General features: G+C 74.7%; 20 protein-coding genes. 14 read left to right on the forward strand and 6 right to left on the reverse strand.

The genetic code is table 11. The annotated features are described in order from the left end of the window. Positions 1-2 precede the first annotated feature (2 nt). Genes L3X23_RS04240 through L3X23_RS04250 form a run of 3 tightly spaced genes read left to right on the forward strand, consistent with a single transcriptional unit; the run spans position 3 to position 4,386 of the window. On the forward strand, positions 3-1,109 hold the full coding sequence (locus L3X23_RS04240) for an acyl-CoA dehydrogenase family protein (RefSeq protein WP_237190786.1): 1,107 nt from the start codon (positions 3-5) through the stop codon (positions 1,107-1,109). Continuing rightward, complete coding sequence (locus L3X23_RS04245; RefSeq protein WP_237190787.1) at positions 1,106-2,164, forward strand: LLM class flavin-dependent oxidoreductase; 1,059 nt, start codon at positions 1,106-1,108, stop codon at positions 2,162-2,164. The genes L3X23_RS04240 and L3X23_RS04245 overlap by 4 nt, the downstream gene beginning before the upstream one ends. Beyond that, positions 2,161-4,386 (forward strand): molybdopterin-dependent oxidoreductase, encoded by a 2,226-nt coding sequence (locus L3X23_RS04250; protein WP_237190788.1) that lies wholly within the window; start codon positions 2,161-2,163, stop codon positions 4,384-4,386. The genes L3X23_RS04245 and L3X23_RS04250 overlap by 4 nt, the downstream gene beginning before the upstream one ends. A gap of 37 nt (positions 4,387-4,423) precedes the next feature. Here L3X23_RS04250 and L3X23_RS04255 read toward each other — a convergent pair whose 3' ends face one another. From L3X23_RS04255 to L3X23_RS04280, 6 genes are read right to left on the reverse strand one after another with little or no spacing between them, the layout of a single operon-like run. Further along, entirely contained in the window at positions 4,424-5,206 is a 783-nt protein-coding gene (locus tag L3X23_RS04255) for an alpha/beta hydrolase (protein WP_237190789.1), read from the reverse strand. After that, positions 5,203-6,519 (reverse strand): NtaA/DmoA family FMN-dependent monooxygenase, encoded by a 1,317-nt coding sequence (locus L3X23_RS04260; RefSeq protein WP_237190790.1) that lies wholly within the window; start codon positions 6,517-6,519, stop codon positions 5,203-5,205. Before L3X23_RS04260 ends, L3X23_RS04255 begins: the two co-directional genes overlap by 4 nt. Further along, on the reverse strand, positions 6,516-8,087 hold the full coding sequence (locus tag L3X23_RS04265; protein WP_237190791.1) for an ABC transporter substrate-binding protein: 1,572 nt from the start codon (positions 8,085-8,087) through the stop codon (positions 6,516-6,518). The genes L3X23_RS04260 and L3X23_RS04265 overlap by 4 nt, the downstream gene beginning before the upstream one ends. After that, positions 8,084-9,757 (reverse strand): ABC transporter ATP-binding protein, encoded by a 1,674-nt coding sequence (locus L3X23_RS04270; protein WP_237190792.1) that lies wholly within the window; start codon positions 9,755-9,757, stop codon positions 8,084-8,086. Before L3X23_RS04270 ends, L3X23_RS04265 begins: the two co-directional genes overlap by 4 nt. Next, the gene (locus tag L3X23_RS04275; protein WP_237190793.1) at positions 9,754-10,650 is read right to left on the reverse strand and encodes an ABC transporter permease; all 897 of its coding nucleotides are present in this window, start codon (positions 10,648-10,650) and stop codon (positions 9,754-9,756) included. The genes L3X23_RS04270 and L3X23_RS04275 overlap by 4 nt, the downstream gene beginning before the upstream one ends. Next, positions 10,647-11,636, reverse strand: a complete 990-nt coding sequence (locus L3X23_RS04280) for an ABC transporter permease (RefSeq protein WP_237190794.1) — start codon at positions 11,634-11,636, stop codon at positions 10,647-10,649. The genes L3X23_RS04275 and L3X23_RS04280 overlap by 4 nt, the downstream gene beginning before the upstream one ends. Positions 11,637-12,518: 882 nt before the next feature. Here L3X23_RS04280 and L3X23_RS04285 point away from each other — a divergent pair. From L3X23_RS04285 to L3X23_RS04340, 11 genes are all read left to right on the forward strand, one after another. Then, a complete protein-coding gene (locus L3X23_RS04285) occupies positions 12,519-13,277 on the forward strand; it encodes an alpha/beta hydrolase (protein WP_237190795.1) in 759 nt (252 codons plus the stop codon). Beyond that, on the forward strand, positions 13,274-15,085 hold the full coding sequence (locus tag L3X23_RS35985; protein WP_308116866.1) for a rhodanese-like domain-containing protein: 1,812 nt from the start codon (positions 13,274-13,276) through the stop codon (positions 15,083-15,085). Before L3X23_RS04285 ends, L3X23_RS35985 begins: the two co-directional genes overlap by 4 nt. Positions 15,086-15,093: 8 nt before the next feature. Next, the gene (locus tag L3X23_RS04300) at positions 15,094-15,366 is read left to right on the forward strand and encodes a hypothetical protein (RefSeq protein WP_237190796.1); all 273 of its coding nucleotides are present in this window, start codon (positions 15,094-15,096) and stop codon (positions 15,364-15,366) included. 127 nt (positions 15,367-15,493) lie between these two features. Beyond that, entirely contained in the window at positions 15,494-16,819 is a 1,326-nt protein-coding gene (locus tag L3X23_RS04305; RefSeq protein ID WP_237190797.1) for an FAD-binding oxidoreductase, read from the forward strand. A gap of 145 nt (positions 16,820-16,964) precedes the next feature. Continuing rightward, positions 16,965-18,167 carry an LLM class flavin-dependent oxidoreductase gene (locus tag L3X23_RS04310; RefSeq protein ID WP_237190798.1) on the forward strand — a complete coding sequence of 401 codons (1,203 nt, stop codon included), beginning with the start codon at positions 16,965-16,967 and terminating at the stop codon, positions 18,165-18,167. Beyond that, positions 18,164-19,291: an acyl-CoA dehydrogenase family protein gene (locus L3X23_RS04315; protein ID WP_237190799.1), complete on the forward strand. Its 1,128-nt coding sequence runs from the start codon at positions 18,164-18,166 to the stop codon at positions 19,289-19,291. The genes L3X23_RS04310 and L3X23_RS04315 overlap by 4 nt, the downstream gene beginning before the upstream one ends. A 37-nt stretch (positions 19,292-19,328) precedes the next feature. Beyond that, complete coding sequence (locus L3X23_RS04320; protein ID WP_237190800.1) at positions 19,329-20,990, forward strand: ABC transporter substrate-binding protein; 1,662 nt, start codon at positions 19,329-19,331, stop codon at positions 20,988-20,990. After that, positions 20,987-21,961 (forward strand): ABC transporter permease, encoded by a 975-nt coding sequence (locus tag L3X23_RS04325; protein WP_237190801.1) that lies wholly within the window; start codon positions 20,987-20,989, stop codon positions 21,959-21,961. Before L3X23_RS04320 ends, L3X23_RS04325 begins: the two co-directional genes overlap by 4 nt. Continuing rightward, positions 21,958-22,800, forward strand: coding sequence for an ABC transporter permease (locus tag L3X23_RS04330; RefSeq protein WP_237190802.1), 843 nt, complete (start codon positions 21,958-21,960; stop codon positions 22,798-22,800). Before L3X23_RS04325 ends, L3X23_RS04330 begins: the two co-directional genes overlap by 4 nt. Beyond that, positions 22,797-24,422 carry an ABC transporter ATP-binding protein gene (locus tag L3X23_RS04335; protein WP_237190803.1) on the forward strand — a complete coding sequence of 542 codons (1,626 nt, stop codon included), beginning with the start codon at positions 22,797-22,799 and terminating at the stop codon, positions 24,420-24,422. The genes L3X23_RS04330 and L3X23_RS04335 overlap by 4 nt, the downstream gene beginning before the upstream one ends. Before the next feature lie 45 nt (positions 24,423-24,467). Continuing rightward, a complete protein-coding gene (locus tag L3X23_RS04340) occupies positions 24,468-25,517 on the forward strand; it encodes an NAD(P)-dependent oxidoreductase (protein ID WP_237190804.1) in 1,050 nt (349 codons plus the stop codon). The last annotated feature ends 2 nt before the right edge of the window (positions 25,518-25,519 follow it).

Genomic DNA, 25,519 nt, shown 5'->3' on the forward strand with positions numbered 1-25,519 from the left:
CCGTGCACCGACCTTCCCTCCCACCCCGGCCGGACCTCGTCGCGGCCGCCGTGGCCGACCTGACCGCGGTGCTCGGCCACGACCCGGCGGGCACCGACTTCCCGGAGAAGGGCTTCGACGTCGTCCGGCGCTCGGGGTTGACCGCGCTGACGGTGCCGACCGCCCTCGGCGGCCACGGCGCGGACCTGCGTGCGGTCGCGGACGCCGTCCGCCGGGTCGCGGCCGTCGACGCCGCGGTGGCCCTGGTCCTGGCCATGCACCACCTGCACACCGTCGACCTCTTCGCGACCGAGACCCCGGTGCTGCGCGCGCTCGCCGCGGAGCTGGTCACCCGCGGCGGGTTCGTCGGCGGCCTGGTCAGCGAGGCGCGCAGCAACGCCCCGCACCGCGGCACCCCGCTCGCCGGGAGGGCGTCGCGGACTCCCGACGGCTGGGTCCTCGACGGGCGCAAGACCTACGTCACCGGCAGCCTCGCCCTGACCGCGGCCCGGGTCACCCTCACCGTCGACGGCGTGGACGGCGACCGCCGGACCTTCCTGGTGCCGTTCGACGCGCCGGGCGTCGAGGTCGTCCCGAGCTGGGACACCCTCGGCCTGCGCGGCTCGGTGGGGCACGACCTCGTCCTGACCGACGTCCGGGTGGGGGCCGACCGCGACCTCGGGCCCGAGGGGGCGGGCGGACGCAAGGTCGTCTGGTGGCCGATCCTGCTCGCGGCGATCTCCGCAGGCGTCGCGGCGCACGCCCTGGACCTGGTCGAGGGCGGCGCGGGCGTGCCGTCGCTGACCGGCGAGCCGGAGCTGCGCCACGTCGTCGACGGCGGGGAGGCGGTGCTGGCGTTCCAGACCTGCCGGGCGGTCGTGGACTCCGCCGTCGCCCGCGCCGGGGCGGGCACGCTGGGTCGCGGCGAGGCCGCGGCGGCGAAGGTCCTGGCCCACCGCAGCGCCACCGGGGTCGTCGACCACGTCGGCAGGCTCATCGGCACGGCGTCGGTCTGGCGCGACCACGTCTGGCAGCGGCTGTACCGCGACCTGCGGACCGGCCTGCACCACGCCCCACCCGACGACGTCGTCCTGCGCGAGCGCGCAGCACACCTACTGGAGGCCACATGACCACCTCGATCCGCACCCGCACACTCGGGTTCAACACCCGCGTGTCCTGGACGGACTCCGCGGGCCCGGCGGCGGGCCTGCGGGACGGCATCGCGCTGTACCGCGCGGCGGAGGAGCTCGGCTACCAGGCGGGCTGGGCCTACCAGCGGCACTTCGACCACTACCTGTCCTCGCCGCTGCCGTTCTTCGCCGCGGTGGGCCAGCACACCTCCCGGATCCGGCTCGGGTCCGCGGTGCTCCCGATGCGCTACCAGGACCCGATCCTGCTGGCGGAGGCGGCGGGCACCACCGACCTGCTCGTCGACGGGCGCCTCGACCTGGCGCTGGCCACCGGCTCGACGGCGCTGTGGGACCCGGTGTTCGGACCCGTCGCCGACGACCCGCGCACCGAGGCCCGACGCCGGCTGGCCCGCTTCGTCGCGGCCGTGGCCGGGGAGGCCCTGCACACCGTCGACGGCGAGGGGCAGGGCGCCCCGATCGGCACCGAGGTGCGCGTGACCCCGCACAGCCCGGGTCTGCGGTCCCGGCTGCGGCGGGGTGCGGCGAGCCTGGACTCCGCGGTCGACGCCGCCCGGCTCGGGCTCGGCCTGATCACCGGCACCGTGCTGCACGACCTGGAGCCGGGGGAGACCTTCCCCGAGTACCAGGCCCGGATCATCGAGGCCTACCGCACCACCTGGCGGGCCACCCACGACAGCGAGCCCCCGCCCGTCGCGGTCGCGGCCTCGATCCTGCCGGGGACGACGCCGGAGCTGCGCGAGACCTACGCCGCCTACGACCTCCAGCGGCGGACGGAGGGGATGGCGGCGTCGCGTCCGGAGGGTGCGCTCACCCCGGTGATCGGCGCGGCCCCGCGCGGCGGCGTGGTGATCAGCCCCGTCCACCACGGCGACCCCGACCGGGTCGCCGCGGCCGTGGCGACCGACCCCGGCCTGGCCGCCGCGGACGAGATCGTGCTGTTCCTGCCCCCGGCGTTCGCGCTGCCCGCCAACACCCGGCTGATCACCGACCTGGCCCGGCACGTCGCCCCGGCGCTCGGCTGGTCCCCGGCGTGAGCCGGACCCACAGCACCCACTGGGGCGCGTTCCGGGGCACGCTCACCGCGGACGGGCTGCGGGTGGTGCCGCGGGCGGGTGACCCCGACCCGTCGGCGCTGCTGGACAACGTGCCCTCCGCCGTGGACCACCCGGCACGGGTGCGGCGCCCGGCCGTGCGCCGCGGCTGGTGGGAGGACGGCGCCGGGCCGGACGACCGGCGGGGCCGGGACTCCTACGTCGAGGTCGAGTGGGACGCCGTGCTGGACCGGCTGGCCGCGGAGCTGGGCCGGTACCGGCCGGAGCAGGTGTACGGCGGCAGCTACGGCTGGGCCAGCGCCGGGCGGTTCCACCACGCCCAGAGCCAGGTCCACCGCTTCCTCAACCACGCCGTGGGCGGGTACGTCCGGTCGGTGGGGGACTACAGCGGGGCCGCGGCCCAGACCGTGCTCGCGCACGTCCTGGGCCCGTCCGAGCAGGTGTCGAAGGGCACCGTGACCTGGGACCAGGTCGCCGCCCACACCGACACCGTGCTCGCCTTCGGCGGGATGAACCTCAAGAACAGCGCGGTCGGCGGCGGGATCAGCGCGCACGTGGAGCGGGGTGCCCTGGCCGCGGCCGCCGCGCGCGGCGCCCTCCTGGTGAACGTCGGGCCGCTCCGGTCGGACCTGCCCGAGGGGTCCCGCTGGCTGTCGGTCCCGCCCGGTTCGGACACCGCCCTGATGTTCGGGCTGCTGCACACCCTGGTGCAGGAGGACCTGCACGACCGGGGGTTCCTCGACCGCTACTGCGTCGGCTGGGACACGCTGGCGGCCCACCTGCGGGGTCGGGACGCCGAATGGGCCGCCGAGATCACCGGGGTGCCCGCCGCGGAGATCCGGCAGCTGGCCCGCCGGGCCGCCGCGGGACGCACGCTGGTCACCGTGGCGCAGTCGCTGCAGCGCGCCGAGTTCGGGGAGCAGCCGGTGTGGGCGGGCCTCGCGCTGGCCGCGGCGCTCGGCCAGATCGGGCTGCCCGGCGGCGGGTTCTGCTACGGCCTGGGCTCGATCGGGCACTACGGCCGCAGCCGGGTGTCGGTCCCCGTCGCCGCGGTCCCGCAGGGGCACAACGGGTGCGACGAGGCCATCCCGGTCGCACGGATCGCGGACATGCTGCTGCACCCCGGCGAGCCGTACCCGTTCAACGGCGAGCAGCGCCACTACCCGCAGGTCCGGCTCGCCTACTGGGCGGGCGGCAACCCGTTCCACCACCACCAGGACCTCGGCAGGCTGCGCCGCGCCTTCGCCCGCCTGGACACGTTCGTCGTGCACGAGCCCGCGTGGACGGCGACGGCCCGCCACGCGGACGTCGTGCTGCCCACGACGTGGACGATCGAGCGCGAGGACCTCGGGGCCGCCCCCTTCGACCCGGTGCTGACGGCGATGCACCGGCTCGTCGACCCGCCCGGCGAGGCGCGGGACGACTACACGATCTTCAGCGACCTCGCGGCGCGGCTGGGCGTCGGCGAGGCGTTCACCGAGGGGCGGGACGCGCGCGGCTGGCTGGAGTGGCTCTACGAGCCGACGCGGGCCGCGCTCGACGGCCCGCCGTTCGCGGAGTTCTGGGCGGCCGGTGAGTGGGCGCTGCCGCAGACGCCGGACACCGGCGGGGTGATCGGGGCCTTCCGCGCCGATCCCGACGCCCACCCGCTGCCCACTCCGTCGGGCCGGATCGAGCTGTGGTCGGCCACCATCGACGCGTTCGGCTACCCCGACGCACCCGGCGACCCGACCTGGCTCCCGCCCACCGAGGCGCCCGACGAGCGCCACCCGCTGTGGCTGGTGGCCAACCAGCCCGCGACCCGGCTGCACTCGCAGCTGGACTTCGGCGCCCACTCCCGCGCCCACAAGGTGCGTGGCCGGGAGGTGGCGCGCCTCCACCCCGCGGACGCGGGCCCCCGCGGCATCGCGACCGGCGACCTCGTCCGGCTGTCGAACGACCGCGGCGCCTGTCTGGCGGCCGCCGAGGTGACCGACGGGGTCCGGGCCGGTGTCGTGCAGCTGCCGACCGGCGCCTGGTTCGACCCCCTCGACCCGGGCGCCGACGTGCCGTTCTGCGTGCACGGCAACCCGAACGTCCTGACCCGCGACCGGGGCACCTCCCCGCTGGCACAGGGCTGCACCGGCCAGCACACGACCGTCGCGCTCGAGCGCTGGGACGCCCCGGTCCGGGAGGTCCGGGCCTTCGCACCGCCGGTGGGGTGAGCGGGCCCGGCCCCACGTGGGGGCCGGGCCCGCCCGGTCAGTCCGCGGGGACGTGCCTGCGCACCCACTCCACGGCCGCGGCGGCCACCGCGTCCTGGCTCTCGTAGAAGGTGTGGGTCGCGCCGGGGACCACGAGGACGCGGGAGCCCGGGGGCAGGAGGTGCTCGCCCGCCAGGGTGGTCGCGGCGAGCGCCTGCTCCTGTGCGCCGGTGTCCCCGTGGATCACCAGGACGGGCACCGACACCGCACCCAGCAGCTCCGCCTGGGTGCCGTCGGCGCCGAGCTTCGGCCGGCGCCGGTTGACGACGACGTGCGTGCGGGTCGGCGAGTCGACCGCCAGCGGGACGTCCTCGTCCCGGTACCAGGCGGCGAGTTGCGCGTCGTCGAGGAACGGGTAGGGCGTGTCGCCGGTGCCCGCACCCGTCAGTGCCCCGGTGAGGACGAGCGTGTGGACCCGGGGCCGCCGCGGGGCGACCCGCAACGCGATCGCCGAGCCGAGACTCTGCCCGTGCACCACCTGGCGGGTGTAGCCGAGCGAGTCGAGGTGGTCCAGCCCGGCGTGGGCGTCCGCGAGCAGGTGGTCGGCGTCGACCACCTCCCCGTCGGACTCGCCGAACCCGCTCAGGTCCAGCCGCAGGACGGCGTGGCCGAGTGCTGCGTACTCCGCCGCGAGCCGGTCGAAGCGACCGCCGGCCCGCCGGTCGGAGAGGAACCCGTGCAACAGCAGGACCGCGGTGTCCCCGGTCCCGGGGGTGAAGGTGGTGGCCAGCGACCCGCCCCACCCGCTGGTGAGCCGCAGCTCGGTCTCGGTGCTCGTCATGAGAGCCCCAGGTTCGCACGGAGCGTGGTGCCCTCGTACTCGGTCCGGAACACCCCGAGCCGCTGCAGGTGCGGCACCACGGCCCGGCCGAAGTCCTCGAAGGACCCCGGGAAGTGCGTGGGGGTGATCAGGAACCCGTCCGCCGCGCCCGAGCCGAAGATCTCCGCGAGCTGCTCGGCGACCTGCTCGCCGGTCCCGACGACCTGCGGGGTGAGCTCGCTGGTCGAGAACGCGATGCCCGCCTCCGCGATCGTGACCCGGTCCCGGCTCGCGCCCAGCAGGTCGTCGAGCTGGGAGATCGCGCGGGACTCGGTCTGGCCGTCGGTCGCCCGCTCCGCCAGCACGTCGACGTAGCGGGCCTGCAGATCGACGCCGGTGAGGTCGATGCGGGCGAAGTGGCTCAGGAAGGTCGTCCCGGACTCGGGGGTGATCCGGGTCCGCAGGAAGTCCCGCCGGGCCTCGGCGATCTCGCGGGTCTCGCCGACGATCGGCTGCACCGCGGCGAACAGCCGGATCCGCTCGGGATCCCGCCCGGCCGCCCGCGCCTTGGCCTTCAGGTCGTCCTTCTTGATCTGCAGGTCGGCCTGGGTGCGCTCGATCGCGAAGATCACGTCTCCCCACCGGGCGCCGAACTCCCGGCCGCGCGGCGAGTCGCCCGCCTGGATGATCACGGGGTGCTGCTGCGGGCTGGGCGGCAGGTTCAGCGGCCCGCGCACCGCGACGTAGCGGCCCTTGTAGTCCGGGACGGTGATCCTCGACGGGTCGGCGAAGACGCCGGACTCCTGGTCCTGGACCAGGGCGTCGGGCCTCCAGGACCGCCACAGCGCCAGGACCGCCTCGACGAACTCGTCCCCCCGGTCGTAGAGCGCGGAGCCGGTGAGCTCCTCGGCGTGCGGGAAGTTCAGGTAGTTCGCCGGGCCGTGCGACTGGATGACGTTCCACGCGACCCGACCGCCCGAGAGGTGGTCGAGGCTGAGCAGCGTGCGGGCCAGGTTGTAGGGCTCGTTGAAGCTGGTCGACAGGGTCACGCCCACCCCGAGACGGGTGGTGACCGCGGCGATCTGGCCCGCGACCTGCGCCGGGTCGTGCTTGATCGAGTTCGAGTGCCCGTGCCGGGTGAAGCCCTCGTTGTGGCTGATCGTCTCCGGGATGAAGGCGAGGTCGAACTTCGCGGCCTCGAGCGTGCGGGCGGTCTGGTGCAGGAAGTCCCGCCCCAGCCAGTCCCGCGACGAGTACGGGTGGCGCCAGGCGCCTGCGTAGTGCCCGCTCGGGAACAGGATGTAGCCCCCGAGGAACAGCTGTCGATCCGTCATGGCTGGACCCTTCCGACGCCCTGGGCGTACAGGTAGCGGTTCGGCTTGGGCGTCCACTGCAGACCCTTGGACACCACGCCGGTGAACGGCGACGGGTAGAGGAAGATCGCGTGCGCCTCGTCGTGGGCGTTCTGCACGGCCTGGTTCACCAGGTCGGTCTTCTCGGCCTCGGTCGTGGCGTTCTGGGCGCGCGTGGTCAGCGCGTCGAACTCCGGAGCGTCGAGGTGGCTCTGGATGTGGTCGCTGCGGAAGGGACCGAAGTTGCCGGTCACGTCGCCGCGGAAGGCCCCGCCCCACATGATGTAGTAGAAGTCCGCGGCCTGGTCGTCCGGCCCGTACTGGCTCTGCAGCCAGGCGGGGAAGGGCTGCTGCTCGATCTTCAGCGTCACGCCCACCTTCGCCCACTGCGCGGCGATCGCCTGCGTGGCGGCGTCCTGCGAGACGTAGGTGCCCGAGGAGAGCAGCACGGTCAGCGTGAGCCCGTCCGCGTGCCCGGCCTCCGCGAGCAGCTGCCTGGCCTTCTCGGGGTCGTACGGGTAGGCGGAGACCGCCGGGTCGGGCTGCTGGAACGGGTCGTAGATCACCTGGCCCGGCAGCGGGGTCACCGCGCCCTGCAGCAGGCTCTTGATGATCGTGTCCTTGTCGGTGGCGTAGTTGAGCGCCTGGCGCACCCGCGGGTCGGCCAGCGGGGTGCCGGTCTTGCGCTCGTTGATCGCCAGGGTGAGCGGCTGGTTGCCCACGCCGAGCACCGTGTCGTAGGTGTCGGAGTCCCGGAACTGGGCCAGGTCCAGCGGGTCGAGGTTGAGGATGAGGTCCTGCTCGCCCGCCCGCAGTGCGGCGACGCGCTGGGCCTCCGAGGCGAGCACCGTGTACCGGACCTGCGCGAACTGCGGCTTCGGCCCGGCGTAGTGCGGGTTGAGCGACAGCGTGGCGCCGTTCTCCTGGTCCAGCGTGTCCAGCTTGTACGGCCCGCTGCCCAGCGCCTCGTTGTCCAGGTTGTGGGACTGGGCGAAGGCGGGCTGCGCGATGTAGATGGACCACAGGCGCCCCGGGAGGTCCAGGGCGGGCTGGGACAGGGTGAAGGCGAGGGTGCTGTCGTCGACCTTCGTCACCGACGTCAGGTACTTCCGCAGCGGGGCGCCCGCGGTGCCCTTGTAGTCCGGGTCGAGCAGCTGCTGGAAGTTCCAGACCACGTCGTCCGCGGTCAGCGGCGAGCCGTCGGAGAACGTCGAGTCCGTCCGGATGGTGAACCGCCAGTGCAGCGGGTCGGTGCTGGTCCACGCGGTCGCCAGCGAGGGCTGCACGGTCAGGTCCGGCCCGATCTGGGTCAGCGACTCGTAGATCGAGCCGACGATCGAGCCCGACGAGTCCGGCGAGCCCCCCTTGTGCGGGTTGACGCCGGTGATCTGGCGGGAGAGCCCCAGCCGGAGGACGTCACCCACCTGCGGGGTCTCGCCGCCGCCCGCCGCGGCTCCGCCGCAGGCGGCGAGGACCGCGAGCAGGACGGCGGCCACCGCCGCGGTCAGCAGTCGTACCGGCCCGCGTCGGGCGGAGGGTCTGTGTGTCACGGTGCGTCCCTGTCTGTGTGGTGTGAGCGCCCGGGGATCGCCTCGACGAGGGCCCGGGTGTAGGGGCTGGTGGGTCTGGCCAGGACCTCGGCGGTGGGGCCCTGCTCGACGATCCGGCCCTCGCGCAGGACGACGAGGTCCTCGCAGAGGTAGCGGACGACGGCGAGATCGTGGGAGATGAACAGGTAGGTCAGGTTCCGCTCGCGGCGCAGCCGCCCGAGCAGCTGGAGGATCCGGGCCTGCACGGACAGGTCCAGGGCCGAGACGGGCTCGTCCGCGATGATCAACGACGGCTCGGTGGCGAGCGCGCGGGCGATGCCGACCCGCTGCCGCTGCCCGCCGGACAGCTCCGCGGGGTGCCGGTCCCGGAAGCCGCGCGGCAGCTCGACCTCGTCCAGCAGCGAGTCGACACGGGCCGCGACCGCGCGCCGCGACAGGTCGCGGCGGGCGATCTCGAGCGGCTCCCGCAGCGTCTGGGCCACGGTCAGCCGCGGGTCCAGCGAGCTGTAGGGGTCCTGGAAGATGTACTGGACCTCCTGCCGCCAGCGTCGTCGCTGCGCCCGGTCGTGACCGGTCAGCGGCGTGCCCTGGTAGGACACGACACCGGAGTCCGGGCGTTCGAGGCCCACGACGATGCGGGCGAGCGTCGTCTTGCCGGAGCCGGACTCGCCCACCAGCCCGATCGCCTGGCCCCGGGTCACGGTGAGGTCGACCCCGTCGAGCGCGACGTGCCGGGCCCGACCCGTGCTGCCCCGCACCGTGAACGCCCGCCGCAGTCCCTCGACCCGCAGCTGGGGGACCGGCGTCGGGTCCTCCCGGGGGGCGACCCGCACCGGCTCCAGCCTGCTCGGGGTGGCCGCCAGCAGGGTGCGGGTGTACTCGTGCGCCGGGTCGCGCAGGACCTCGCCGGTGGGTCCGGACTCGACGATCCGGCCCGCGGACATCACGTGCACGTCGTCGGTGCGGTCGGCGATCACCCCGATGTCGTGGCTGACCAGCAGCACGCCGAGGTGCAGCCGCTCGCGCAGCTCGTCGACCAGGTCGAGCACCTGGGCCTGCACCGACACGTCGAGCGCGGTGGTCGGCTCGTCGGCGATCAGCACCGCGGGCTCGCGGGCGAGCGCCATCGCGATGACGACGCGTTGGTTGAGCCCACCCGAGAGCTCGTGCGGGAACGCGCCGAGCGTCTTGTGGACGTCCGGGATCCCGACCGCGCGCACGAGTTCGGCGACCCGCGCGCGGGCCTCCCGGCGGGAGGTCCCGGCGGGCAGCGCCTCGCGGAGCTGGGCCGCGATCCGCATGCGGGGGTTGAGCGAGGCGGTGGGGTTCTGGAAGACCACGCCGACGGTCGCGGACAGGTGCGACCGAGCCGCCCGCGGGTCGAGCCCGGTGAGGTCCCGTCCGGCGACCTCGATCCGGCCGTCGTCCACCCGGACCGCCGACGGGAGCAGCCCCGCCACGGCCAACGCGGTCAGGGTCTTGCCGGAGCCGGACTCGCCGACCAGCCCGACGGACCGGCCCGCGCGCACCTCGAACGAGACGCCCGCGACGATCGGTTCCCGGGCGTCCGGCTCGTCGAGCCCGACGGCGAGGTCGCGCACCCGCAGGACCGGGTCGCCCGTGGGCGTCGGCCGGGTCGTCACCAGTGGTCGGACGGTCTGTGCGGTCACTGCGCGAGTCCTCTCTTGACGGCGGGGCCGCCGACGAACCGTTCGGCCAGCCCGTCGCCCAGCAGCTGCAGCCCCACGGCCGTCACGACCACCGCCAGGCCGGGGAACAACGCGATCCACGGCGCCGTGAAGATCTGGGCCTGCCCGCTCGCGACCATCTGCCCCCAGTCCGGCTCGGGCGGCTGCACCCCGAGGCCCAGGTAGCCCAGGCTCGACTCGAGGAGCAGCGCGGACGAGGCGTTGATGGTGAAGGCGACCGCGAGCAGGGGCAGCACGCTCGGCACCAGGTGGCGGCGGGCCACGCCGAACCGGCCCGCGCCCGCGACCCGCGCCGCCTCCACGTACTGCGCGCGCACGACGGCCCGGGCGTGCCCGCGGATCACCCGGAAGGTCAGCACCCACGAGCCCAGCACCAGGACGGCGACGATCGGGACGAACGAGTTCCCCACGAACGACAGCACCACGATGGCGAGCACGATCGACGGCACCGCCAGCTGGACGTCCGCGAGCCTGCCGGCCAGCGCGTCGACCCAGCCGCCGTAGAGGGCACCGAGCAGCGCGAGCGACAGGCCGAGTGCGGAGGCGACCACCGCGGACACCAGGGTGATCGCCAGCGCCGTCCGGCCGCCGAACACCACCCGCACCAGCACGTCCCGGCCGAGCTCGTCGGTGCCGAACAGGTGCGCCGCAGACGGCGGGCGCAGGATGGCCTCGAAGTCCTGGGCCAGCGGGTCGCCCGAGGTCAGGGGGCCGGCGAGCGCAGTGAGCACCACGACCGCCAGGAGCGCGGCACCGACCCACCCGCCGATCCCGATGGTGCGGCGCGGGCGGCCGGGCCGGTCCGGCTCGGCCGCCCCGACCGCGTCGGCGTCGTCGGTCTGCAGGAGGGTCACGACCGCAACCTCGGTTCCACGATGGCCGCCAGGACGTCGACGACCAGGTTGATCAGGACGAACCCGACGGCGATCACCAGCACGCAGACGATCACCAGCGGGTAGTCGCGGTTCTGCACCGCGTTGATGGAGAGCTGTCCGAGGCCGGGCCAGCCGAACACCGACTCGGTGACCACCGCCCCGCCGAGCAGCACACCCGCCTGGATCCCGACCACGTTCAGCGTGGTGCCGAGGGAGTTGGCCACGACGTGGCGCCAGACCAGCGTGTGCCGCGGCAGACCCTTCGCCCGGGCGGTGCGCAGGTGTTCGGCCTGGAGCACGTCGAGCAGCGCGGTGCGGAAGACGCGGGCGACGGTGGGCACGAACGCGAAGGCGAGGGTGAACGCGGGCAGGACCAGGCTCGCCGCGTCGCCGGTGCTCGTGACCGGGAACCAGCCCAGCTGCACCGCGAACACGATCACCAGCACGATGCCGACGAAGAAGGTCGGGATGGACTCCAGACCGACCGCGACCCCCAGCGGGACCCGGCTCAGGAAGGTCGAGGGGGAGGTCGCCGACACGTACCCGACCACCCCGCCCAGCAGGGTGCCGATGACGAGGCCGCTCACCCCGAGGGCCAGGCTGGCCGGGATCTTCTCCAGCGCGATCGGCAGCGGGTCCTCGCCGTAGCGGATCGAGTCGGGGAACGACCCGGTCAGCACGCTGTGCAGGAACGTGCCGTACTGCTCCGGCAACGGGCGGTCGAAGCCCATGAGGCGGGTCAGCCGGGCGATCTCGTCCGGCGGGGCGTCCGGCGGGACCAGCAGGATCGCCGGGTTGCCGGTCGCGTAGAGGGCGAAGAACACCAGCGTGACCGCGCCCCACACCGCGATCAGCCCGGTCAGCAGGCGCCCGCCGACGTACCGGAGGCTGACGGGCGGTCGGGGCAGGTGTGGGCGGCGCGGCGGCGGACCGGCGCGCTCCTGGGTGAGCTCGGAGACGGACACTGTGGACCCTTCTGCGGGGGAGGGGGACGGGGACCCGGCGGGTGGGCGCGCGAGGTCGACCGCGCTCGGGCACGGCTCGGGCACGGGTACGGGCACGGCGGTGGAGCGGTCACGCGGCAGCGGTGCCCGGGACCCGGACGGCGTGCGGGCGCGGCCCGGGTCCCGGGGACGCGGGGGCGGGGAGGGCACGCGGGCGCGCAGCCGGCCCGGCGCAGACGTGCGCGCGGGCTATGGCCTGCGGATCAGAAGGAGCGACAGCTCGCGGAGTTCACGGTGCCGTGGTCGATGACGCGACGCCTGCTGAAGGTCGACGAGGTCGACGGGGCGCTCGGGGCGTGCGCGGCCGGGGCCACCCGCGGCGCAGGCGACACCATCGCCTGACGGGGCAGCGGGTTCGACACACGGAGAGTAAAGCCCACTGGTCACGGCTTCGTCCAACCACGAAAGCAGATCGGAACCGATAAGCGATCGTCGTCGGACGGGCTCCGGTGGCGGGCCCGCGGCCGGGACCGATCACCCCGGGCGATCGATAGTGATGACCAATCGGCGTTGGACGGCGGGCCCGCCTGCGGGGTCTACTGCTCCGGTGACCCGTCCGTTGCGCCGCCCGAGCCGTGCCCGGGTCCCGTCGCGCGGTGACGGCCTGACCCAGCGCCGCGTGATCGACCACGGGGTCGTCCACTCCGCAGCCTGTCGCGTGGGCGTCCGCGCGTAAGACGTCCTCCCCGGCGGGACCGTCCCGGCCCGCCTCCCCGGACCGCGCCGCGGTCGCCACGCCCGACCAGCCGCTCCGCGGTGCCCGGGCGTCCGTCACCTCCCCGCCCGCGGCGGGGGTGGCGTCCCCTGAGATATCCTCCTCCCGAGATAACGAGGTGATCCCGCATGACCATCGCGGGTGCAGTTCCCGTCGTCGCGTCGTGGTCCGAGCCCGAGGGCATCGCGCCGCGGGGCACGGTCGTCGTCGTGCCCGGCCGCGGTGAGCACGCCGGTGTCTACGAGCGCTTCGGCCGTCGCATCGCGGCGGACGGCTACCGCGTGTGGGCGGTCTCCGACCCCACGGTCGACGAGGGCCGGGCCCGGGCGCAGGTCCGGGCGCTGCTGGACAGCACGCCCTCCACCGAGGCGGGCGAGGCGGGTCCGCCGCCGCGGGTCCTGGTGGGCTCGGACACCGGCGCGCTGTTCGCCGCGCTGCTGGCGGCCGAGGGCACGCAGGGGATCGCAGGCGTCGTGCTGGCGGGCCTGCCCGTCGCCGAGGCCCGGTCGGACGCGGGCTGGGACGACGAGCTCGCCCTGCGGACCTCCTGCCCGACCCACCGGGGCAGGCTCGCGGCGGACGACGCGGTGCGCCACGGCGCCCTCGGGACCGCGGTGCCCGCCGAGTGGCTCGCCGCAGCCCGCGCGGCCGCCGTCACCGTCCCGGTCCTGGGCCTGCACGGTGACGCGGACGCGCTGTCCCCGCTCGCGGAGGCCCGGCGCTGGTACGCGCAGGCTCCCGAGGCGGAGCTGGTCGCCATCGCGGGCGGGGTGCACGACGCGCTGAACGACCAGACCCACCGGACCGCCGCCGCCACCACGGTGCTGTTCCTCGAGCGCCTGCGCCTCGGCGCGGGCCCGATCGCGCTCCCGCAGGACCTCACGTGAGTCGATACGTCGTGATCGGTGCCGGGGCGGTCGGGGCCACCCTGGCGGCCGAGCTGCACCTCGCCGGGCTCTCGACCGTCCTCGTCGCCCGCGGGGCGCACCTCGCCGCGCTGCGCGAGGGGCTGCGCTACCTGCGCCCGGACGGCGAGCAGCGCGTCGCGGTGCCCGCGGCGGCCGCCGACGAGGTCGAGCTGGGCCCCGAGGACGTCCTCGTCCTGGCCACCAAGGCGCAGGACGCCGAGGCCGCCCTCGCCGACTGGGCGTGGCGGCCGGTCGGGGACCGCACCGCGGCCGAGGTCCTGCCCGTCGTCACCCTGCAGAACGGCCTGGAGGCCGAGCGGGTGGCGCTGCGCCGGTTCGCCACGGTCTACGGCGCCGTCGCGTGGTCGCCGTCGGCCTACGTCACGGCCGGTGAGATCGAGGCCCCGGGCGCTCCCGCGGCCGGGGTGGTGTGGCTGGGTCGCTACCCGGCGGGCACCGATGCCCGGGCCGCGGCGATCGTGGCGGACCTGGAGAAGGCGCGCCACCTCGCCGAGGCCGTCCCGGACATCACCCGCTGGAAGGCGGGCAAGCTGCCCGGGATCATCGGCAACGCGCTCGACGCCCTGTACCCGCCGAGCCCGCTGCGCGAGCGGGCCGTCGCCGCGCTGCGGGACGAGCTGCGGGCCGTCTACGCCCGCGCGGGGGTGGACGCCGCGAACCTCGTGGGCGAGACCGCGCTGGACCTCGGCCGCTTCGGCACCCAGCCGATCCCCGGCCGCCCGCCGACCGGGCGGTCCACGTGGCAGAGCCTGCGCCGCGGCGCGCCGCCGGAGACGGACTTCCTCAACGGCGAGATCGCCCTGCTCGCCCGCCTGCACGGCGCCGAGGCCCCCCGCAACGCGGCGGTCCAGGCCCGGTTGCAGCGCGCGGTGGGCGCGGGGACCGAGGTGGGCTCCCTGGACGACGCGGACCTGCGCGCCGTGCTCCCGGACCTGGACGTCCTGGTGGACGCCGCGGGGCTCGCCGCGGAGCTGGACGGTCCGAACCCGCCCGTCCTGCTGGACGTGCGGTGGGCGCTCGGGGACCCGCACGGGCGGGCGCACCACGCGGAGGGCCATCTCCCGGGCGCGGTGTACGTCGACCTGGACACCGAGCTGGCCGGGCACGGCGAGCCGACCGACGGCAGGCACCCGTTGCCGGAGGTCGCCGACCTGCAGGCCGCCGCGCGGCGCTGGGGGGTGCGCGCGGACCGCCCGGTCGTCGCCTACGACGCCTCGGGCGGTCTGGCCGCCGCGCGGGCGTGGTGGCTGCTGCGCTGGGCGGGCCACCCGGACGTCCGGCTGCTCGACGGCGGCCTGGCCGCATGGACGGCGGCGCAGGGCCCGCTGGAGACGGGCGAGGTCGTGCCCGAGCCGGGGGACGTCGTCCTCGACGGCGGGCACCTGCCGGTCCTCGACGCCGACGAGGCGGCCGAGCTCGCCCGCACCGGGCTGCTGCTCGACGCCCGGGCCGGGGAGCGCTACCGCGGCGAGGTCGAGCCGGTCGACCCGCGGGCCGGGCACATCCCCGGGGCGCGCAGCGCCCCCACCGGCGACAACCTCGACCCGGACGGTCGCTTCCGCCGCGACCTGCGGGCGCGGTTCGCGGCCTTCGGCGAGGGCGAGATCGGCGTCTACTGCGGATCCGGGGTGACGGCGGCGCACCAGGTCGCCGCGCTGGCGAGCGTCGGGGTGTCCGCGGCGCTCTTCCCGGGCTCCTGGTCGGCGTGGTCCAACGACCCCGCCCGCCCGGTGGCGACGGGGCCGGAGCCGGACTCCGGGCGATGACGGCCGCCGTGAGCGTCGTCTCCGCGGCGCTCACGGCACCGGACCGGCGCGCGGCGCAGGCGCCGGTCACCCCGTCGACGGCCCATCGATCACGTATCGCGATCGGTAACGATGTCGATTCGTCGCTGGACCGGGCGCGCGGCGTGGGTTTCACTGTTCGTATGCCGCGCCGGACAGCCACTGCCCCCTCCGGGGGACGGGCGTGCCCGGGCACGGTCCTGACGCAGCGCCGGGTGATCTACCACGGCATCGTCAACTCGGCGGGCTGTCGCTCCTGCTGACCCGGCGCAGCCTGCGCCGGCCTCCGACCCGACCTCGCGCGCCACCCGGCGCGTCCGAAGCCGGCCCGCCCCGTGCGGGCCGCCGCCCCGGTCTCTCCCGGGAAGGCCGACCGCGGAAAGCGACGCGATGACCAGCACTCTGCCCCTCGACGCCGTGCGCGGCTGGACCACCGACCCGGTGGTCCGTGCCGCGCACCGACTGGACCGCTCCGGGTTCGACCCCGGCAGCGCCCCGGACGCGGTGGTGCACGCCGAGTCCGTCGAGGACGTCGTGGCCGTGCTCGCCCACGCCCAGGCGACCCGCACCCCGGTCGTGGTGCGGGGGGCGGGCAGCGGCCTGTCCGGCGGTGCCGTGGCGGGGGAGGGCAGCATCGTCCTGGACCTCACCCGGCTGAACCGGATCACCGAGCTCTCGGCGGCCGACGAGCTCGCCGTGGTGGAGCCGGGCGTGATCACCGTCGACCTCGATGCCGCCGCGGCGGCCCACGGCCTGCGCTACGCGCCGGATCCGGCGAGCGCGGCGATCTCCACGATCGGCGGCAACATCGCCACCAACGCGGGCGGTCTGCGCTGCGCCAAGTACGGCGTCACCCGGGACTCGGTGCTCGGCCTGGACGTGGTGCTGGCGGACGGCCGCCGGATCCGGACCGGCCGGCGCACGGTGAAGGGGGTCGCGGGCTACGACCTCACCGGGCTGTTCGTCGGCTCCGAGGGCACCCTCGGGGTGATCGTCGGCGCCACCGTGCGGCTGCGTCCGATCCCGGTCCGGACCGCGACCCTGGCCGCGTGGTTCACCGACTTCGGGGCCGCGGCGGCCGCCACGGCCGCCCTCACGGCGGCCCGGCTGCAGCCCGCCGTCGCGGAACTGCTCGACGCGGCCTGCCTGGAGGCGCTCGGCGCCGACGGTGCGGACAGTGGAGCGTTCCTGCTGGTCCAGACCGACGGGTTCGGGGCGGACGCCGAGATCGAGGCGGTCCGCGCCGTCGTCGAGCCCTTCGCGGTGCGGGTGGACCTCGCTGCGGACGAGGCCGAGGCGGAGGCGTTGCTCGCCACCCGCCGCGGCGCGCTGCCCGCGTTGGAGAAGCTGGGCCGGGTCCTCGTCGAGGACGTCGCCGTGCCCCGCTCCCGGCTGCCCGAGGCGGTCGCGGCGATCACCGAGATCTCCCGGCGCAGCGGGCTGCGGATCGCGACGATGGCCCACGCCGGGGACGGGAACCTGCACCCGATCCTCGTCGTCGACGGCGACCTGGACGACCGCGTCTGGGCGACGGCGGGCGAGGTCTTCCAGACCGCGCTGGACCTCGGCGGCACCCTGACCGGCGAGCACGGCGTCGGCCTGCTCAAGCGTCGCTGGCTGCGCGCCGAGCTGGGCGACACCGCCCACGACCTGCAGCGCGAGCTCAAGGCTGCCCTCGACCCGCACGGCCTGCTCAACCCGGGGAAGGCGCTGTGACCCGCTCCGTGACCGCTCCGGCGGTGACCTGCCGCTGTCCGGCCTGATCCCGCTCCACCCGCCGCGCCTCGTCCCGCCCACCGCGCCCGCGCGCCACCGCGCGCCGTGCCCACCCGTGCCCACCCGTGCCCTCCAGGAGGACCCCGTGACCGCCACACCGATCCCGCCCACCGCCGCCCGCCAGGTCGAGTTCATCTCGCTCTCGCACCTCAACCCGTCGACCGAGCTGGACCCGATCCCGACCCGCGGGATCGATCTCGCGTATTTCCGTCGATACGTCCGGACATTGGAGGACGCGGGGTACGACTACACGCTGCTCCCGTACGGATCGTCGAGCGCGGACTCGTTCGTGGTCGCCTCCGCCGTCGGTCAGCTGACCGAGCGGCTCCGGCCGATCGTCGCGGTCCGGCCGAACACCGCCCTCCCGCAGGTGGTCGCCCAGCAGCTGGCGACGCTCGACCAGCTGACCGAGGGCCGCGCCGTGGTCCACCTGATCAGCGGCGGCAACGACGCCGAGCAGGCCCGGCACGGCGACTACCTGCCCAAGGCCCGCCGCTACGCCCGCACCAGCGAGTTCATCGACATCCTGCGCCGGTCCTGGACGGAGACCCGGCCCTTCGACCACGCGGGCGAGTTCTTCCGGTTCGACGGGTTCGGTCCCGGCTTCCGACCCTACGGCGACACCATCCCGATCTCCATCGGCGGCCAGTCCGACGAGGCATTCGGAGTCGGTGGGCGGCAGGCGGACATCTTCAGCTTCTGGGGCGAGCCGCTGGCCGACCTGCGCGCCGAGATCGAGCGGGTGCACGCCATCGCGGACGCGGCGAACCGTCCGCGGCAGCGCATCTGGGTGACCTTCCGGCCGATCATCGACCGGACCGACGAGCTGGCCTGGCGCAAGGCCTACGACTACGCGGCGCGGATCGGCGCGACGTTCGAGGCGCAGAGCTTCGGGCGGCAGGCGCTCCTGGGCAAGGGCACCCCGCAGAACCGCGGGTCCCAGCGCGCGCTCGAGTTCGCCTCCCGCTCCGAGGTCTACGACCGCGCGCTGTGGACGCGCACCGCCGCCGTCACCAACGCGGGCGGCGCGTCGACGGCACTGGTCGGCACCCCGGAGACCGTCGCGGCGGCGATCGTCGACTACATCGACGTCGGCGCGGACCTGGTGTCCATCCGCGGCTACGACACCCTCGCCGACGCCCGGGACTACGGGCGCCACGTCCTGCCGCTGGTCCGGCAGGAGCTGGCGCACCGGGCGGCGACCGGGCAGCGCGGCACCCTGCAGGCCGAGCACCCCGGCGCGCTGGCCCCGGGCTTCGACGCCGACGCGCTGGCCGGCGTCCGATGACGGCGACGCTCGCCCTGCCCGTGCCCGACCTGACCGATGCCGGTCTCGCCGCGGTCACCGCCGCGCTCGCGGCCACCGCCGAGGAGTACGACCGCTCCGGCGCGGTCCCCTTGGCGGGCATCGAGGCCGTCCACCGGGCCGGGCTGCTCACCGCCACCGTCGCGCAGCGCTACGGCGGGCCCGGGCTGGGCCCCGACGCCGCCGTGCGGATCCTGCTCGCCCTCGGCGAGGGCGACCCCTCCGTCGCGCTGCTGGTCGCGAACACCCTCAACACACACCTCGGCCAGGCCGCCGCCGGACACTGGCCGGACGAGGTCTACGCGGAGCTGCTGCGCCACGACGGACCGGGACTGGTCAACGCGATCCGCGCGGAGCCCGAGCTCGGCGCCCCGGCGCGCGGCGGCCTGCCGAAGACCCGGGCGACCCGCGGGCCGCAGGGCTGGGTGCTCAACGGGCACAAGGCCTACGCCACCGGCGGCACCGCGCTCGCCTACCACGTGGTGTGGGCGGTGACCGACGACGACCGGGTGGGCCACTTCCTCGTCCGCGGCGACGCGCCGGGCATCAGCTGGATCGACACGTGGGACCACCTGGGCCTGCGCGCCTCCAACACCCACGACGTGGTCTACACCGACACCCCGGCCGAGGCGTTCGTGGAGATCCCACGCGGTGCGGACGGCGTCTACCGCGACCCCGCCGCCGTGGCCGGGCCCGCGAGCTTCGGCCACCCCGCGCTCTACGTCGGCGTGGCCAGGGCGGCCCGTGCGGCCTTCGTCCGCTACGCCCGCGAGCGGGTCCCGGCCGCGCTCGGTCGCCCCATCGCCGAGACCGAGCGGATCCAGTCCGTGGCCGGGGAGATCGACGCGCAGGTCGCGCAGGCCGAAGCCCTGCTGGCCGCCGCCACGACGCACGCTCCCGAGCAGCTGTCGCTGCTCAAGATCCAGATCGCCCGGTCCGCGATCGCGGCGGTGCAGACCGCCGTCGGCGCGCTCGGCAACCCGGGGCTGACCCGCAACCTGCCCTTCGAACGGCACCTGCGGGACGTCCTGTGCGTCCGCGTGCACCCCCCGCAGGAGGACACCGCGCTGCTCGCGGCCGGTCGTCGCCTCCTGCTGAACCCCTGAACCCCACTCCACACCCGTCCAGAGAAGAGACACCGACATGAGACCCACCCGTACCCACGCCCGCCGGGCGTGGCAGGCCGCGATCGGCATTCTCGTCACCGTGCTCGTCGCGTCCGCCTGTGCGGGCGGCGGCGCCGGTGCCGGCGGCAGCGGTGACGGCACACCGAAGGAGGGCGGCGACCTCACCTTCCTCATCGACTCGCTCGGCGACACCTGGATCCCCAACAACAGCGCGATCTCCAGCTTCCAGGGCCACATCTGGGGGCACGTCACCGACAAGCTCGTCTACGTCGACGAGAACGGCCAGACCTCCCCGTGGATCGCGGAGAGCTGGCACCAGAACGCCGACGCCACCGAGTTCACGCTGCACCTCAAGCCCGGGGTCACGTTCTCGGACGGCAGCCCGCTCGACGCGGCCGCCGTCGTCGCCAACCTCGACATGTGGTCCAAGGGCGACGCGAGCCGCGGCATCAACCCGATCGGCCTGTTCCCGAAGACCTACGCCGGCGCCCAGGCGGTCGACCCGGCCACGGTGAAGGTCACCTTCACCTCGCCGACGCTCGGCTTCATCCCGACGCTCGGCTACCACGGCTCCATCCTGATCTCGCCGAAGACCCTCGCGCTGCCCGCGGAGCAGCAGGCGGACCTGTCCAACGACATCGGCAGCGGCCCGTACGTCGTCGAGTCCTGGAAGGACGACGACAGCGTCGTGCTGCGCAAGCGGGCGGACTACAACTGGGCCCCGCCCGCGCTGAGCCACCAGGGTCCGGCGCGCATCGACTCGATCACCTACAAGCTCGTCGGTGAGCAGCAGGTCCGCACGTCCTCGGTCCAGTCCAACCAGGCGGACGTCGCCTACAACCCCTCGCCCAAGGAGCTCGAGACCTTCAAGGCGGCGGGCTACACCGTGGCCGCGCCCCGCTACCTCGGGTTCGTGAACGGGTTCGCCGTGAACACCAAGGTCGCCCCGTTCGACGACGTGCGGGTGCGGCAGGCGCTGCAGCACGGCATCGACCGGCAGCAGATCCTCGACACCGTCTACACCCCGGACTGGCTGGCCGCGACCTCGTTCATCCAGTCCAACGTGCCCGGCGCCACCGACCACTCCGCGAACTTCGCGTTCGACAAGGCGAAGTCCACGGCGCTGCTCGACGAGGCGGGCTGGGTCCCCGGCCCGGACGGCGTCCGGACCAAGAACGGCACCCCGCTCAAGATCACCCTGTACCCGAACCCGTACCTGGCGACCAGCAAGGCCGTGGACGAGCTCGTGGCGCAGCAGCTGCGCGGCCTCGGTTTCCAGGTCGACATCCAGGCCTACGACGTCGTCACCTACGGCCAGCGGGTCAAGGTCGGCAGCGAGACCGTCCCCGCCTACGAGATCACCCGCAGCTTCATCGACGCGGGCACGGTCGGCGGCGTGCTCACCGACGCCAACAAGGGCGAGAACTGGTTCGGCGTCGGCCAGAGCGACCCGAAGCTGACGTCCCTGGCCACCGGCATCGCCGGGGCGAGCGATCCCGCCGCCCGCAACACCCAGCTCGACGAGCTGCAGGGCTACGTGCTCGACCAGGGCTACTTCGTGCCGCTCACCCAGATCGTGCAGCGGCTCTACCTGCAGTCCCCGCGGGTGCACGGGGTGACCTACAACGGCATCGCCTACGCGAACTACTACACGGCCTGGATCGGCGACCCGTCGTGACGGGCTACGGCGGGTTCGCCCTGCGGCGGGCCGGGCAGGCGGTGGTCGTGGTCCTCCTGGCGTACGTGTTCACCTTCGTGGTGATCAGCGTGCTGCCGGGGGACCCGGTCACCACCACCCTGCGCAACCCGCAGAACGGCTTCACCGAGGAGGAGATCGCCCGCATCGTCTCCTACTACGGCCTGGACCGGCCGATACCCGTCCAGCTGTGGGAGTCGTTGTCCCGCTTCCTGACCGGGGACCTCGGCGTCTCGCTGCGGTCCAACCGCCCGGTGGCGGACATGATCGCCGAGGTGCTGCCGTCCACCCTGCTGCTGGCGGCGGGGGCGCTGACCGTCGCCATGGTGCTGGCCTTCGCGATCGCCTTCGGCGTGCGCTACCTGCCGAAGCCGTTCAGCACCTGGCTGCGGTCGGTGCCGTCGCTGTCGCTCTCCATCCCGACGTTCCTCATCGGGCTGCTGCTCATCCAGCTCTTCTCCTTCTCCCTGGGCTGGTTCCGGGCGATCGACACCGAGGGCACGGCGGCGACCTTCTTCGCGGCGCTGACGCTGGGCATCTGGGTGTCCGCCCAGATCGCCGAGGTGCTCATCGCCAACCTCGACCGCGAGGCGGACCAGGAGTACGCGAGCGTGGCCCGCTCGCGGGGGCTGGGCCAGGGCAGGCTGCTGCTGCGGCACCTGCTCAAGCCGTCGTCGCTGCCGGTGGTGACGGTGCTCGCGCTCATGATCGGCGAGGTGCTGGGCGGGGCGGTGATCACCGAGGCGGTCTTCGGCCGCACCGGGATCGGCTCGCTCGTCGAGCGGTCGGTGGCGAGCCAGGACCTGCCGGTCCTGCAGGCCGTGGTGACGCTGGCCGCCGTCGTGTTCGTCGCGGTGAACCTGCTCGCGGACCTGGTCTACCCGCTGCTCGACCCGCGGGTGTCCCTGGTCGGTCGGGTGCAGGCCAAGCCCGAGGCGGGGGTGCCGGCATGACGCTCACGTCCGTCGCCCGCCCGACCGTGGTCGCGCGCAGCCGCCGCGAGTGGAGGGTCCCGCCCACCGTGGTGGTGGCGTTCCTCGTCGTCGCGCTCGTGGTGGGCTGGTCCGTGGCCCCGGGGGTGTTCACCTCCCAGAACCCGGTGGACGGGGTGCCCGCGGACCTGTTCCAGGCGCCGAGCGGTGCGCACTGGTTCGGCACCGACCACCTCGGCCGGGACGTGTTCGCCCGGGTCGTCCACGGCACCGCCTCGTCGGTGTCCAGCGCCCTGGTGGCCGTCGTCATCGGGCTCGTCGTCGGCGGGCTGATCGGGCTGCTCTCCGGCTTCCTCGGCGGTCTCGTCGACACCGTCCTCGCCCGGCTCGTCGACGTGCTGCTGGCCATCCCGAGCTTCCTGCTGGCCGTCGTCATCGTCAGCGCGCTGGGGTTCCAGACGATCAATGCGGCCATCGCGACGGGCGTCTCGGCGGTCGCCGTGTTCGCCCGCGTGCTGCGGTCGGAGGTGATCAAGGCGCGCAGCGCGGTGTTCGTCGAGGCCTCCCTGCTACTCGGCGGCTCGCGCCGGCACGTGTTGCTCCGGCACGTGCTGCCGAACGCCTCCCGGTCGGTGCTGCAGCTCGCCGTCCTGCAGTTCGGGCTGTCCATCCTGGTCATCGCCTCGCTGGCGTTCCTCGGCTACGGGGACCCGCCGCCCGCGTCGGACTGGGGTCTGTTGATCTCGGCGGGTCGGGAGTACCCGCTGGCGCCCTGGCTCGTCTGGGCGCCCGCAGTCGTCACGATCGTCACCGTCCTCTCCGTGAACAGGATCAGCCGATGGCTACGCAAGACCGAGTGAGCGTGACCCTGGACCGTCCCGCTGTGCGCACGCCGTTGCTGCAGGTCGAAGGCCTGCGCGTCGCCTACGGCGGCCAGGAGGTCGTGCGCGGCGTCGACCTCGCGGTGGGGTCGGGGGAGAGCCTGGCCCTGATCGGCGAGTCCGGCTCCGGCAAGTCGACGATCGCCCGGGCCCTGCTCCGGCTGCTGCCCTCGGCGGGGCGGGCGACCGGGCGGGTGGAGCTCGCAGGCCGCGAGATCCTCGGGCTGTCCGAACGGCGGTTCCGGCCCCTGCGGGGGCGGACCCTCGGGTTCGTGCCCCAGGACCCGGCGGGCGCGCTGAACCCGGTGCGCACCATCGGCTCCCAGGCCCGCGAGGCGGCCGAGCTGGTCGACGGACTGGCGAAGGAGGACCGGCGCGAGGCCGTCCTGGACACCTTCGCGCAGGTCGGGCTCAGCGACCCGCAGCGGGTGTTCGACTCCTACCCCCACCAGCTCTCCGGCGGCATGCTGCAGCGGGTCACGATCGGGCTCGCGGTGCTGCCGCGCCCGGCCCTGCTGGTGGCGGACGAGCCGACGTCCGCCCTGGACGTCACCATCCAGAAGCGGATCCTGGACCTGCTCGCCCGGCTGCGCGCGGACCTGGGCATCAGCCTGCTGCTGATCACCCACGACCTGGCCGTCGCGGCCGAGCGGGCCGAGAAGCTGATCGTGCTGCGGGACGGGGTCGTCGAGGAGGCCGGGAGCACCACCGAGGTCTTCGCCCGGCCCAGCTCGGAGTACGCCCGGCGGCTGCACGCGGACGTCCCGGCGCTCAACCCGGACCGGTACGCGGAGCTGCGCGACCTGGGCCGCTCGGCCGCGCCCGATGGCCGAAGCCCCGCCGGGGCACCCAAGATCGAGGTCGCGGAGGTGAGCAAGTCCTTCGGGTCGCTGAAGGCGGTCGACGGCGTCTCGTTCTCCGTGCCGGCGGGCACCACGCACGCCCTCGTCGGCGAGTCGGGTTCGGGCAAGACCACGGCGGTCCGCCTGCTGCTCGGCCTGGAGCAGCCGGACGAGGGGCGGATCGTCGTCGCGGACACGGAGGTGAACGGGCGCTCGCACGCCTCGCTGCGGGACGTCCGGCGGCACCTGCAGCTCGTGTACCAGAACCCGTTCACCTCGCTGGACCCCACGTGGAAGGTCGAGCGCCTGGTCCGCGAACCGCTGGACCGGTACGAGGTCGGCACCCCGGACGAGCGCCGCGCGCTCGTCCGGGAGACGCTGCGGTCGGTGGGGCTGAGCGAGGAGCTGCGCTCCCGCAAGCCCTCCGCGCTGTCCGGCGGGCAGCGCCAGCGGGTGGCGATCGCCCGTGCGCTGGTGCTGCGCCCGGACGTCATCGTGCTCGACGAGCCCACCTCCGCACTCGACGTCAGTGTGCAGGCGGACATCGTCGAGACCCTGCTGCGGCTGCAGGCCGACCTCGGGCTGACCTACCTGTTCGTGTCCCACGACCTGTCGCTGGTGCGCCAGCTCGCGCACACGGTCTCGGTCCTGCGGCACGGCCGGGTCGTCGAGCAGGGCACGGTGGCGCAGATCTTCGACGCACCGCGGGAGGAGTACACGCGCACGCTGCTCGACTCGCTGCCGGTGGGCACCACCTGATCCGCCGCCCGGACCGGGCACCTCCCGGGTTGCTACCGTGCGCGGATGCGCGTGCTGGTCACCGGGGGTGCCGGGTTCATCGGGTCGCACGTCGCGGATCTCCTGGTCGCGCAGGGCCACGAGCCCGTGGTGCTCGACGCCCTGTTGCCCCAGGCCCACGGCGCGCAGGCGCCGGAGTGGGTCGCGGACGGGTTCGTCCGCGGGTCGGTCGGCGATCCCGAGGTGCTCGCGCCGCTGTTGGCCGGGGTGGACGCGGTGTGCCACCAGGCCGCGATGGTCGGGCACGGCGTCGACCCGTTCGACGCGCCGGACTACGCCCGGCAGAACGACGTCGGCACCGCCGTCCTGCTGGCGGAGATGTACCGGGCCGGGGTCGACCGCCTCGTCCTGGCCGGCTCGATGGTCGTCTACGGCGAGGGCCGCTACGACTGCGCCGAGCACGGCGTCGTCCGGCCCGGTCCGCGGGCGGTCGCGGACATCGAGGCGGGGATCTTCGAGCCGCGCTGCCCGCGGTGCGGCCGCGAGCTGGTCCCCGGCCTGGTGCCCGAGGACGCCCCGCTGGACCCGCGCAGCACCTACGCGGCCACCAAGCTGGCCCAGGAGCACCTGGCGAGCGCCTGGGCGCGCCAGACCGGGGGATCGGTGTGGTCGCTGCGCTACCACAACGTCTACGGCCCGCGGATGCCGTTCGGCACCCCCTACGCGGGGGTGGCCTCGATCTTCCGGTCCGCGCTGGAGCGCGGCGAGGCGCCGCGGGTCATGGAGGACGGGCGGCAGCGGCGGGACTTCGTGCACGTCACGGACGTCGCGGCGGCGAACCTCGCCGCGTTGACCACCCCGGTCGAGGGCTTCGCGGCGGCGAACGTGTGTTCGGGCGAGCCGCACACCGTCGGGGACCTGGCCGTCGAGCTGGCCCGGGCGATGGACGGCCCCGAGCCGGAGATCGTCGGCGGGGCCCGGGCCGGGGACGTCCGGCACGTCGTGGCCGACCCGGCGCGGGCCCGCGAACAGCTGGGTTTCCGGGCCCGGGTGTCCTTCGCCGACGGGGTGCGGGCCTTCGCCACCGACCCGCTGCGCGCACCCGTCGCGACCTGACG

The sequence above is a fragment of the Pseudonocardia sp. WMMC193 genome, from assembly GCF_021728735.1.
Lineage (GTDB): Bacteria > Actinomycetota > Actinomycetes > Mycobacteriales > Pseudonocardiaceae > Pseudonocardia > Pseudonocardia oroxyli.

Bases quoted from the DNA above. Each gene is read 5' to 3' on its own strand.
- L3X23_RS04245 (WP_237190787.1), top strand. From the start codon at position 1,106: ATGACCACCTCGATCCGCACCCGCACACTCGGGTTCAACACCCGCGTG.
- L3X23_RS04255 (WP_237190789.1), bottom strand. From the start codon at position 5,206: ATGACGAGCACCGAGACCGAGCTGCGGCTCACCAGCGGGTGGGGCGGG.
- L3X23_RS04260 (WP_237190790.1), bottom strand. From the start codon at position 6,519: ATGACGGATCGACAGCTGTTCCTCGGGGGCTACATCCTGTTCCCGAGC.
- L3X23_RS04285 (WP_237190795.1), top strand. From the start codon at position 12,519: ATGACCATCGCGGGTGCAGTTCCCGTCGTCGCGTCGTGGTCCGAGCCC.
- L3X23_RS04305 (WP_237190797.1), top strand. From the start codon at position 15,494: ATGACCAGCACTCTGCCCCTCGACGCCGTGCGCGGCTGGACCACCGAC.
- L3X23_RS04315 (WP_237190799.1), top strand. From the start codon at position 18,164: ATGACGGCGACGCTCGCCCTGCCCGTGCCCGACCTGACCGATGCCGGT.
- L3X23_RS04320 (WP_237190800.1), top strand. From the start codon at position 19,329: ATGAGACCCACCCGTACCCACGCCCGCCGGGCGTGGCAGGCCGCGATC.
- L3X23_RS04330 (WP_237190802.1), top strand. From the start codon at position 21,958: ATGACGCTCACGTCCGTCGCCCGCCCGACCGTGGTCGCGCGCAGCCGC.
- L3X23_RS04340 (WP_237190804.1), top strand. From the start codon at position 24,468: ATGCGCGTGCTGGTCACCGGGGGTGCCGGGTTCATCGGGTCGCACGTC.